Origin of the sequence: Flavobacterium sp. 2755 (genome assembly GCF_031455715.1) — a bacterium.
Lineage (GTDB): Bacteria > Bacteroidota > Bacteroidia > Flavobacteriales > Flavobacteriaceae > Flavobacterium.
In genome coordinates, this window is the sequence record NZ_JAVDTG010000003.1 from 687,991 (window position 1) to 700,514 (window position 12,524).

Genomic DNA, 12,524 nt, shown 5'->3' on the forward strand with positions numbered 1-12,524 from the left:
ATTATATCATTAAACTGGAGGTAACTGGTTTATTCATGCCATGGAATGGCTTAGTATCGTACATTTTTAGAGATTTTATAGCATTGTCCAATTTTCAACATCAAACTTATAAATCGCATTGAGTTGCTTTTAGGGTTTTCCATAATTGTCACTTGAAATGGCAAATTAGTTTTTTAGTAAATAAAATGAACCCCTATAAATACGTGTTTTTATAAATTCAACCAATAAAAAAAGATGCCAAAGCATCTTTTTCATTAATTAAAATTTTCATCATCAAAAAAATCTTTTAATGTTATATCTATCATTTTACAAAATCTTTGAATCGAATATATAGTAACACCTCTTTTATTTTTTATACTTTCCCAGCGATTAACAACCTGACGATCGATATGGTTTTTTTGGGCAAAATCTGTTTGAGAAAGTCCTGTTTTTAATCTTAAAAACTGAATTCTTTCTGCGATTTTTATTTGTAGTATAGTATCTTCTTTAGTCAATTCTGCCATACTGCAATTTTGTTAATTTTTCATAATATTCTGTAAACCACTTGGATTACAAATAAAATTTTATATCTTTGATTATGATTTGATAATTTTTCTAAAAATTAAATAATCATTTATTAAATTTGCGTCTCTTCATATAAAAATATTTGAAGCATTCGCTTTGAATCTCGTATCAAAAAACTGGCGTTTTACATACCACGAGAGGATAAGTAAGATGCTCACGTCTATTTGGCGTGGGCTCACTTATTTGTGGTAGGGTGCCGCCAGTGCCTTTGATACGATAAGCTGAGTACTGCGCCTTTTTTATTATAGTTATTCAAATAAATTCAAAGCAATCTTTCACTTGTTATTAAAAGTTTCGCATCAAAAAGTCGAACCCTTTAAATCTATCATTGCCTGTGTATTAAATAATTTTCTTTTGTACCTATTAAGCTTTTTACTTAATACACAAAAAATGGCCCTCTACCTCGTCGCCAAACTTAATAGAGAGCCTATAGAGCTAATCAAATCACATTTAACTAACCAATCCCAATATTATGAATTATTTTTCATTTTACAAGGATGGAAAAGTTCTTTATTGCCTAATTTTTACGGGCATTCTGCTATCTTTTTCATCATCATTCGCTAATAACTCAAAGCGGTCACTCAAATCTTCTAAACAGCAGCATGAAGTTCAGGGAAACATAACCGATGGTACTGTTCCTATTCCAGGTGTGACAATTGCTGTAAAAAACAATTCCCAAAAAACTTCCATTTCAGACTACAATGGACATTATTCCCTTACGGCAACTCCAAATGACACTCTCGTTATCTCCTTTATTGGATTCAAAAAGAAATTCATCCCTGTCAACAACAGGACTAAAATTGATATTCAGCTGGAACCTGATACCACTACTCTTCAGGAGGTAAAAGTAAATGCCGGCTATTATTCCGTCAAGGAAAGTGAACGTACAGGAAGCATTGCCCGCATCACTTCTAAGGATATCGAAACACAGCCTGTAACCAATATACTTGCCGCTATGCAGGGACGGATGGCAGGAGTCAGTATTACGCAAAGCACAGGAGTCCCTGGAGGCGGATTTGATATAAAAATTCGGGGACAGAATAGTCTTCGTTCAGACGGAAATGCACCGCTGTATATCATTGACGGGGTGCCCTTTTCTTCTGAAACGATAGGTTCGGGACAGACCGGCACCTCTTTTCCGACGCTGTCCAGCCCGCTCAATGGAATTAATCCTGACACAATAGAAAGCATTGAAATCTTAAAAGATGCCGATGCAACTTCTATATACGGCTCAAGGGGAGCCAATGGTGTGGTATTAATTACTACAAAAAAAGGAAAACAGGGAAGGACAAAATTCAGTGTTAATTCCTCAACTGGAACAGGAACAGTAACACGTTTTCTAAAACTGATGAATACGGAACAATACCTGAATATGCGAAAGCAGGCTTTCCTAAATGATGGGCTATCGGACTACGGCCCTCTTGATTATGATCTCAACGGAACATGGGATCAAAATCGATATACAGACTGGCAGAAAGAATTTCTGGGAGGAACAGCACAGATTACTGATTTAAATGCTGCGGTATCTGGAGGTTCTGAAAACACACAGTTTCTGGCAGGAGGATCTTATCATACACAATCTACTGTTTTTCCCGGTGATTTTATATACAGCAAAGGCGGCGGTCAAATAAGTATCAATCATACTTCTCAAGACTCAAAATTTAAATTCTCGTTCTCAGCAGCATATAATGTACAGTCCAATAATCAGCCTTCTTTCGACTTAACTTACGATTCGAGATCGCTTCCTCCAAATGCTCCTGCACTTTATAGTGCTGATGGAGAATTAAACTGGGAAAATGGAAGCTGGGCTAATCCGCTTAGAAACCTAAATACTGAATTTAAGTCCAAAACAAATGATCTGACAGCAAATACCATATTGTCGTATGAACTTTCAAATACACTGGCATTTAAAACTAATTTGGGATTCACAAAGCTGTTTAACGAAGAAACACGCATTGTACCTTCTACAATTTACAATCCTTCGTTAAATGTAACCAGCGCCAGTTCTGTACTCTTCCTTAATAACGCAGACAGATCTTCCTGGATTGCCGAACCGCAGATCAGCTGGCAAAAAGATTTAGGAGCAAACAGTCTGGAAATACTCTTAGGGTCAACCTTTCAAAGTCAGAACAGCAGCCGCACTGTCCAATCAGCAACTGGTTTTAGTTCAAACAGCCTGATATATAATCTGGCCGCAGCAAGAGTTATCCGTATACTGACCAGCGATGAAACTGAGTATAAATATCAGGCTTTTTTCGGGCGTTTAAATTACAATCTGCACCAGCGCTACATTTTGAACCTGACAGCAAGAAGAGACGGATCAAGCCGTTTTGGACCAGGAAATCAGTTTGCTGATTTTGGAGCTGCGGGTTTTGCATGGCTCTTTTATAAAGAGAGTTTTTTAAAGGGCAGTCCATGGCTCAGCTTCGGAAAGCTCAGATCAAGTTATGGTACTACCGGAAGCGACCAAATTGGAGATTATCAGTTTTTGGACACCTATAGTGCTGTTGGGACAATTTATAACGGCGCAGCAGGACTTAGTCCATCACGTCTGTTTAATCCTGATTTTGGGTGGGAAATAAACAAAAAATTTGAAGCTGCTGCAGAACTCGGTTTTTTTCAGGATCGTATTTTTTTAACAGCAGCCTGGTATCAAAACAGGTCATCCAATCAGCTTGTGGGTGTGCCCCTGCCGGGAACAACAGGTTTTACATCCATACAGGCCAATCTCGGCGCTGTGGTTCAAAACAGCGGTCTTGAACTTACCCTGCGGACTAACAATTTTGCACGAATAGAATTTTCATGGATAACAAACCTCAATATTACTTTTGCAAAAAACAAGCTGGTTTCTTTTCCAAATCTTGAAATATCAACATACAGCCAGAGTTATAGAATAGGAAGTCCGGTTAATATTGAACTGTTGTACAATTTTAAAGGCGTTAACCCGCAGACCGGTCTTTACGAATTTGAAGACAGGAATGGAGACGGTTTAATTACTTTTCCTGAAGACAAACAGACAGTGGCAGACTTTAGCCCCAAATTCTATGGAGGAATTCAGAATCAGCTGACATACAAGCGTATTTCATTGGATTTCCTGTTTCAGTTTGTAAAACAAAAAAACAAGACCTATCCTATGGGGCCTGCCGGAACGATGTCCAATCAGCACCAAAGAATACGTAATAGCTGGGCAGAGTCTGGAGATGCTGCTCCATATCAGATCTACACTACAGGTTACAACAATGATGCACTTACAGGCAGTTATCTGTTCGACGAAAGCACCGCGTCAATTACCGATGCCTCTTTTATCCGGCTTAAGAATATTTCTCTTACCTATAATCTGCCGCTGAGCCTCAAAGAAACCCAGCTTAAAATTATACTTCAGGGGCAGAATTTGTTAACATTTACAAAATATCCTGACGGCGATCCCGAATTTCTCAGTTATGGATTTCTGCCGCCCCTAAAAGTAATGACCGCCGGAATTCAGTTAATTTTTTAAACCAATTATTATGAAGCCATTATCTAAAATAAAACTGTACGTTTTGTTACATACACTGATTCTTGTCCTTTCCTCATGTGAATCGTTTCTGGAAGTGGACCTGCCAAAATCACAGCTTGCTGCACCAGCTGTGTTTGAAGACTATAACACTGCAGAAGCAGCACTTCTTAATATTTACTCTTCTATAAGGGACAAAGGGATTTTAACGGGCACTGGCCAGGGGATCTCTAATACTCTCGGAAATTATTCTGATGAACTGGCCAGCAGTGAAGCACCGAACAATTTCAGCCTGAACTTTTACAAAAATTCCCTGCTGCCTTCCAATACTACTGTGAGTGTCTTTTGGAATGCATCCTATAATCAGATATATGCTGCAAACGCGATCCTTGAAGGTACGCAAAAATCCGAAAATTTGAGCATCAGACAGAAAAATCAGCTTCAGGGTGAAGCGTATTTCATCAGAGCACTGCTCCATTTTTACCTTGCAGAATTATTTGGCGATGTTCCTTATGTTACAGATACCGATTATAAAAAAAACAGTATCGCTGTAAGGACTTCTGCTGCTGTGCGCTACGAGAAAATAACCACTGACCTGAAAAACTCCATAAAACTCCTTACTATACCTTATCTTGATCAGAATCGTGTGCGTCCAAATGCTTCGACTGCCCAAGCGCTGTTATCCAGAATCTATCTCTACGCTGGATCCTATGCAGCGGCCTCAAACATGGCATCTGCAGTTTTAAATCAGGAAGGGACGTATGGTCTTGAAACTCCCGACAAAGTCTTTCTGCTTGCCTCCCGCGAAACGATATGGCAGCTGCAATCAGGAGCTGTTGGTAAAAATACCGCCGAGGCAGCGTATTTTACTTTTACCGCCGTGCCGCCTCCGCAGGTATCGCTTACAGCGGGTCTTGTTGGTTCTTTTGAGCCGGGGGATTTACGCAGATCAGCATGGATAAAAACTGTATCGAAAAATAACCTGGTTTTTTATCATTCTTATAAATACAAAGAAAATAATGCTACACCAGTATCGAAAGAGTACTCTATTATTTTCAGGACAGCTGAACAGTACTTGATCCGTGCGGAAGCCAGAGCATATCAAGGGGATCTAATCGGAGCGAAACAAGACCTCAATAAAGTAAGAAACCGTGCCGGGCTGGATGATACTCCGGCCATATTGCAGCAGGATATCATTAATGCGGTGCTCATGGAAAGAAGACATGAATTATTCACAGAACTTGGGCACCGTTTTTTTGATCTCAAACGTACCGGAATGCTTGACAATGTATTAGGAGCTAAACCGGGCTGGAATTCCACTGATAACTTAATGCCGATCCCTCAAAATGAATTAACGCTGAATATAAACCTGGCTCCCCAGAATGCGGGCTATTAAAATTTTAAATTATGTTATTGAATATAATAAAGAAGCACTGTGGAGTTGAAAAATTCTCCAGTATGCATTGTCCTTTTTTTTTACTTATATTATTTATTTTGCCATTAGTAGTCTGTCCCCTATGGGGACAGGCAGTGCAAAAAAAAATGCTGGCACCTCAAGACTACAGCCTGTGGGGAGAGGCCGTCCTGCAAAAAATGAGTCCCGATGCAAAGTGGGCATCTTTTAAAATCGAATATGAACAGGGCCCTGATACTTTATTTGTCCGCAGCATTTTAAAAAAAACTTCATTTGCTTTTCCAAATGGTGAAAACGGCCGGTTCATGCAGGATATTTTTATATGCATCAGCAACGGGGAACTTCATATACTGGATTTAAAAACACGGAAAGAAAAAGTAATTAAAGATGTTAAATCCTATTCCTGCAGCGACAAGCAGGCACAGCTGATTTATCTCAGCGGTACAGAAAACCAAACTAAGTTTCTTGAAATCCTGTCGCTTGAGACCGGCAAAACAAAAAAGATATCTGGTGCGGTCGACTTTCTCCTCAGTCCGGCTCAGGACAAACTATGGTATACCATTTTGTCTGCAGAAGGTTACGGGGCTGCCCTTATTAGTTTTAAAAACCCGGATTCAATCAGCTGGCTGGAAAAGAACTCTTCTGAAAAATTCACTTCTCCTGTCTGGGACAAACATGGAATGGCTGTTGCATTTATCAAGGAACATACAAATCCGGTCCAAAATGTACTTTTCTACTGCGACATAGTAACCAATAAAGTGTTTCAGCTCAGCAGTCAGACAAATTCATTATTTTTCAAAACCTGGTCCGTAATACCCGACATCCAGCGAAAAATTATAATTTCCGATGACCGTCAGAGCATTTATTTTGCCGTTAAAAATAATATACATTCGATTGCTGAACAGAAAAACCCAAAGGCTGAAGTATGGAGTACTGAGGATAAATGGATCTATCCGCTTGAAAAACTCCAGAAAGGTATTCTGGCCCGATCAAGGTCAGCGGTATGGAATCCCTCTTCAGGAAATACAAATGTTATAACCTCTGAGCAGCTGCCTGCTGTTATGATGGACGGTGCCCTGCATTATGCCTACCTGTCAAATCCAAAACAGTATGAGCCCCAGTTTGAATATGAAGGCCCCAGAGACATTCATGTCCTAAATTTAAAGACATTTGAAAAAAAAATATTCCTGAAAAAACAGTTGTGGGATACTGAAGCGCTGAATCCCTCGCCGGCAGGAAAATACTTTGCTTATTTTAAAGAAAACAACTGGTGGGTTTATGATCCTGCAGCGGATTCCCATACTAATATTACAGCCGGGCTTAGTGTCAGGTTCAAAGGGAAAAAACAGGAACTTGTCCCTGAATCGGTATATGGCAATCCGGGATGGACAACGGAAGATAAAGAGATTATACTTTATGATCAGTACGATATCTGGAGTATTACACCCGACGGGAAAAATGCTGAGCGATTAACAAAAGGAAGGGAAAAACAAATAACCTACCGCATCATTCAGCCTGACAGCCGAGTTCAAAAAGTAATCTACAATGGTCCCCTTCTCGAAACATTCGATCTTAATAAATCATTGTTCCTGCGGGCAAAAGGATCCGATGAAAAAACAGGAATCTTTTTATGGAAAAAAGCCGGCAGAGAAAAAGAACTTGTGTACAGGGACGCTTATCTGGATCAGTTTCAATTCTCAGAGAAAAAGCAGCAGATTATTTTCAGGGAGCAAAAATTTGAACAGTCCCCCAGCCTGAAATTCGTAGACTGCTCTTCCAAAGCTGAAAAAACTTTTTTCAAGAGCAATCCCCAGCAGGAAAAATATTTCTGGGGAAAATCAGAACTAATTGAATTTCAGAATTCGAAAGGGGATAATCTAAAAGGTGTGCTGCTGTATCCCGCGGGTTACAATCCTGATAAAAAATACCCGATGATTGTAAACATATATGAGGGAAAAGCGGATGAACTTCATATTTATCAGAATCCAACCTTGTATAACGGCGGCGGCTTCAATACCTCTTTAATGACCCTGAACGGCTATTTTGTTTTGCTGCCCGATATCAAATTAGAATATCAAAAACCCGGAATTTCAGCACTGGACTGTGTCACGTCAGCAGTTAAAAAAGTAATTGGCAAAAACCTTGTAAACCCAAAGAAAATCGGACTTATCGGCCACTCTTTCGGAGCATATGAAGCTTTATTTATTATCACACAGACGCCTCTGTTTACCGCTTCTGTAGCCGGCGGGGGCATCTCAGACCTGGAAAGTTTTTATCATACAATCGGCAGGCAGGGCAATCCCAATATATGGCGTTTTGAAAAAGAAATGTGGAACATGGGCGGATCACCGGCCAGTTATTCTGAACACTATAATGCTAACTCTCCAATCCAACATGTTTCAAAAATTGAAAAGCCTCTCCTGCTCTGGTCAGGAAAAAATGATCAGCAGGTCGATGTCCGCCAGAGCCAAGAAATGTATCTGGCACTACGAAGACTGGAGAAAAAAAGCATGATGGTGCTCTATCCTGATGAAGGCCATGTGCTGATAAAGCCCGAAAACCAGAAAGATATTACGGTACGTATTTTGGAATGGTTTAACTATTTTTTAAATGACGATTATCCGTCCGGCTGGATAACCGAGAGTACACAATAAACCAGCAGCACAAGACATATAAAAATGCAGTTCCATCTCTGGAACTGCATTCTCCTGCTGTAAAAAAAAATTACTGGCCATTCACGATACGATATAACGGCATAACACAGTTATCCTCTTCGTCGGTTTCATACACGATTGGTCCTGAATTAACATTCAACAAACAGAACTGCGCTTTAAGAATATTCGAGCAGTTTACAGGTCCCTGCGTACATTTTCCGTCAGCATCCGGGTAATATCCCTGCTGTATTGCAGCAGTTTTATTCTTTTCGGCACCCTGCATCGATGTCGTCGCAAAAGCTCCAGCAATTGCCAGAACTGCAGCGGCAGCAGGCATCACATTTTTAAAAAATAAAGTTTTCATAATAATAAATTTTAATTAATAGTCTGATCTACTTTTTTGTACAGGTGTTCGATCTTCTTCCTGAAACCGGCCGGTATACTAATAGCTTTACTATTGGTTCATTTAAACTCTTTCTTTAAAATATCTTTTAACTGATAAACTGCCAGATCGGTACCTATTACGGCATACAACCTATTGTTATCTACAATGAAGGAATTCAGTACATTACTTATCGTATGATAAAGAGGAAAACTAAATCGGTAAGTATTAGTGTTTAAATCATAAACATCAATGATAAATGATTTCTGCCATAATTTTTCATTTTCATATCTGCCTTTAACTGTTGAATGCACGAAAAGCAGATTTCTATATACTGCGGCATTTGCATTTACGACAAGAGAGGGAGAGGAAATGGTATATTGTCTTCCCTTATCTAATTTTGAAACTTTAAATTTTACACGACTTATAGTATCAATAGTATGACCACGGCTAAGCAGTCGTCCATTTTTATCGGCAGTAAAAAATTCGTTGCGGTAATAATAGAGGTAAATGATTTTACCTGTTTCACTGCTGTATAAAAGGATACCGTCAGTGTCGAAAATACCGTCTCCCTGCGCTTGCAACAACTCCCTTTTATATGCTGTTTTATGTACGGAATCTGAATTAAAAATGCCGAGCACATTAGCCAGATTCTTTGAATTGTTAGATCTGAAGACCGCTTTTGCAGTGTCAATGGGAACCGCACTTGTAAAATGGGGAATTCCCTGCAGCTCTTTTGTGGCTTTCCAGCTCTTTACATCACCCCTTAACAGAACTGGTACAATACCATCGGACAAATAAAAGTAACCTCCCTTCACTGTAACTGTAATCATTTTAAAAGGAAACTTATCCACATCATAGTGGATCTTCTCCAGTTTTCTGCTTTTTAAATTTTGTCCAATGGAAAGTATATAGGTCGGATATTCGTAATTTCCGAGATATATTTTATTAACTGAGCTACCTGCAATGTAATGAGAGTTGTGTTTTAAATCCACCGAATGGACAAACTCAATGGGATGCTGTGGGTACCTTCTTAAAAAAGGATTGTTTTGATGCATCATCTTCTCCGATGTAAGATACAGCGCCACTACAATAAAAATGCCCGCTGCGGCAATACCCGCCTCCATCAGCAGTGTTTTACGAACTGCAATACGATAGGGCAAATTCGCCTGCAAATGAATATTTAATACTGCGCCCAGGGCAGCGAGAACCACAAAAAAGAGGTTAAAAACAAGATGGGTATCCCAGCTCATTTTCTCTAAAATTCCTCCGCAGCTGCAGGGAACAAAAGAACTGAAATTCAAAATAATAAATATATAAGCCGAAAACATAGCCATAATGCCAAGCGATACAAGCAGAGCGGCGGTTCTAAATCTTGGCAGGAAAAGAAGGGACGCCGTCAGAAGTTCGCCGGCAATCACGCACCAGGATATCCATCCGGCATGTACACTCAGCAGAGGAGACTGTCCGAGCTGAACCCTAAATTTTTCAAACTCCAGAATTTTGCTTACAGCTGCATAGACAAACAGTAAAACAAAAAGGATACAGATTATCTCGACAATTATTTTCTTGCATGAGGTTTTGGTTTTCATGATTTTCAACATTTACATTAGGAAGCTCTGTAATTATTTCTGAACAGTCGAATCATAAACAAATGTAAATCAGTTATTTCAGTACCAGTATTTCCAAATCAAGCATAAACTTTTCATAAACAGGCTGCTATTCATAAAATAGTTCTCAAATAAAAAGCGCGCTGTAAATCGCAAGATTTGCAGCGCGACAGGCATAAAAACACAGGCAGTCTCAAACCGCCTGTATATTAATTTAAGTATAGCTAAATCAATTCTGCACTACATAGGAGCTAAACCCCTTGACAGCAAAATCAAGACATAGATTAAATGCTGCCTGCCCTCTAAGCTGTGCGGTTCCTCCCATCAGGATGGAAGAAAGTTTAGCCTCTTCATCTTTATATTTTCTCACATTCTGAAAATATCCTGTCACGGAGTTGTAAGCCCCAAACACAGTCCCTTTAGTAGTATTAGTCTGCTGGGTGGGATGGCTCATGGCGTATTCAAACGCATTATCTACCATATTATTAAAACAGGCTGACAATTCCTCGTTTCTTCCCTCCTGCAATTTTTTAAGCACTTCCCTGCCTGGTGCCATAGCATGCTGGATTAGTTTTTTAACTTCGTGATCTGAAATGCGGGTTTTAGTCCAGTAATTAAAAACAGCTTCCAAACTGCTGGACAATGTATCAGAAATCCCCATCACTTTATGCGCCTGCTCCAATCGGTCTTTTGCATTTGAGGTATGACGGATGCGCACCATATTGGTTTTAGACTGCATGGCTGCATTAAGCGTGTTGGCACATACAATGCGGATTGGTGTAAAAGCTGCCGTAATGCTTCCGCTTCCATCGTGTGATGTAGTCAGGAAAAGATACTTTTCAATCAGGTCATCCTTGCCCACACGGATATAGTCCGGAAGTTTTGCCGTGATAAAGATTTTTTCGCCGTTTCCCAAAGCGCCAGCGGTTTCATATAAAATCCCATCACCGCCTACTATGCTGTCAAAAAAAGAAAAGGCATCCCTGTTCTGTACGATATGATAGTCTTTCCCAACCACACCCAGTACGGTATCATTATCGGTTCGCACGGTACTGCAGTAATCTGGAATATCAAGCCTGCCTGCAGTAATAAAGTCCTGAGTTACAATTGGAGCAGAAGGCGTATACAGCCTTCTTTTCTCCACTTCAAAATCCAGTCCTGCATACGCTATTGCTTCTGCGCTTGTCGGATACTCCTCCACTATCTGCCCAAGATTATGCCACGGTTTTTGTTTCACACTAAAAAAGCTGTGTCTGCCTTTCTTTTCGTTAAAATAAATATGATGTGCCATGATTTCTATTTTTAAAAGTTAAATATCCAGTCCAGTTAAAAAGGCACCTCATCCCCAGCTTTATCTTTCCCATTCTTCACAGCAGTTCTGTCGTTTCCCTTCTGCGTTTTTCCAGCGCTTTTCCCAGTATCTGCCTTATCACTGTCTTTTTTTGCAAAAGCAGCAATAGTAATTTTATCGACATGAAAATCGATGCTGCCTATCGGATTTCCCTCGCTGTTGATATACACATGCATGCCCAGCCTGCCGCTTAAAAGCACTACCGCCCCTTTCTTAATCCACTGACCCACTTTCATGCTTATCCAGTAGGAGCAGTTAATAAATGTTGAGACTTCTGTATACTCTGAACTTCCTGCTGCCTTGTAGCGGTCATTTACCGCTATGGTGAAGCTCAAAACCTCTTTCTCTCCCGCTCTTCTGACTGCAGAATCCCTAATAACCCTTCCTGTAACTTCCATAACCTTAAAATTTAATAGTGAATAAATAATTGGCAGCTGACCAATAATTAATGATGTGTAATGAAAGACTAAATCAATAATTACTGCCCGAACTGCTTTCCTTAACACCCGCTCCGCCCTTTAAAAAAATTGTTTTCAAAAGAAAAAACGAAAAAAAAGAAAGCACAGATCAAGCGGCAGTCAAAGGGATGCGGAGTGCTATAAGTCCCGAAGGGCAGACGAAGCGAAACGGAGTCTGTTATGCGCATGCAGCATACGACTGGCGCTATCTTGGCTGCCCTTTTTAGTCGTTTCGAATGAAAACAGCATGCCATACCTCACATTAAAATTTTAGATGATAGAATATACTATACATTTTAGAAGAAATCTAAGACGGAGATTTGTCGATCTGATCGGGTTTTTCTAATCTAGAAAATTGAAGTACACTTTTTTAAACCTCTTTTTCTGCAACCTTGTCAATCCCTTTCTACAGCAGAATGTTTCAAAAAGAATGCGGAACCATTGTATCCGCTTAAAAAGTTTGCAATTTATCTAATTATATTCAGTATGTCAGACATAACTATGCTTTAATTTCCATCATAAATAATTATCCAACTAGCATTCTGAATTTCTTCTAGATTAAAACTAAATCTTTAGCAATAACATCTTCCCAAGTTTT

At 39.6% G+C, this 12,524-nt stretch carries 8 protein-coding genes; 3 read left to right on the plus strand and 5 right to left on the minus strand.

Annotated features, from left to right (window positions below; all coding sequences use genetic code 11):
- Positions 1-254 precede the first annotated feature (254 nt).
- A complete protein-coding gene (locus tag J2Y38_RS10400) occupies positions 255-503 on the minus strand; it encodes a helix-turn-helix transcriptional regulator (protein ID WP_309842027.1) in 249 nt (82 codons plus the stop codon).
- Between the two features lie 533 nt (positions 504-1,036).
- On the opposite strand from J2Y38_RS10400, the gene J2Y38_RS10405 reads away from it, so the two are divergent.
- The 3 genes from J2Y38_RS10405 to J2Y38_RS10415 are packed head-to-tail and all read left to right on the plus strand — an operon-like array spanning position 1,037 to position 8,125.
- A complete protein-coding gene (locus J2Y38_RS10405; RefSeq protein ID WP_309842030.1) occupies positions 1,037-4,060 on the plus strand; it encodes a SusC/RagA family TonB-linked outer membrane protein in 3,024 nt (1,007 codons plus the stop codon).
- Positions 4,061-4,070: 10 nt separating this feature from the next.
- The gene (locus J2Y38_RS10410; protein ID WP_309842032.1) at positions 4,071-5,453 is read left to right on the plus strand and encodes a RagB/SusD family nutrient uptake outer membrane protein; all 1,383 of its coding nucleotides are present in this window, start codon (positions 4,071-4,073) and stop codon (positions 5,451-5,453) included.
- An 11-nt stretch (positions 5,454-5,464) separates the two neighbouring features.
- Positions 5,465-8,125, plus strand: a complete 2,661-nt coding sequence (locus J2Y38_RS10415) for a prolyl oligopeptidase family serine peptidase (protein ID WP_309842034.1) — start codon at positions 5,465-5,467, stop codon at positions 8,123-8,125.
- Between the two features lie 70 nt (positions 8,126-8,195).
- Here the strand turns inward: J2Y38_RS10415 and J2Y38_RS10420 are convergent, their stop codons facing one another.
- From J2Y38_RS10420 to J2Y38_RS10435, 4 genes are all read right to left on the minus strand, one after another.
- On the minus strand, positions 8,196-8,489 hold the full coding sequence (locus J2Y38_RS10420) for a DUF6520 family protein (RefSeq protein WP_309842036.1): 294 nt from the start codon (positions 8,487-8,489) through the stop codon (positions 8,196-8,198).
- A 98-nt stretch (positions 8,490-8,587) separates the two neighbouring features.
- Positions 8,588-10,099: a MauE/DoxX family redox-associated membrane protein gene (locus J2Y38_RS10425; protein ID WP_309842038.1), complete on the minus strand. Its 1,512-nt coding sequence runs from the start codon at positions 10,097-10,099 to the stop codon at positions 8,588-8,590.
- Positions 10,100-10,346: 247 nt separating this feature from the next.
- Positions 10,347-11,408, minus strand: a complete 1,062-nt coding sequence (locus tag J2Y38_RS10430; RefSeq protein WP_309842039.1) for a DUF932 domain-containing protein — start codon at positions 11,406-11,408, stop codon at positions 10,347-10,349.
- 35 nt (positions 11,409-11,443) lie between these two features.
- Positions 11,444-11,866: a single-stranded DNA-binding protein gene (locus tag J2Y38_RS10435; protein WP_309842040.1), complete on the minus strand. Its 423-nt coding sequence runs from the start codon at positions 11,864-11,866 to the stop codon at positions 11,444-11,446.
- Positions 11,867-12,524 lie beyond the last annotated feature (658 nt).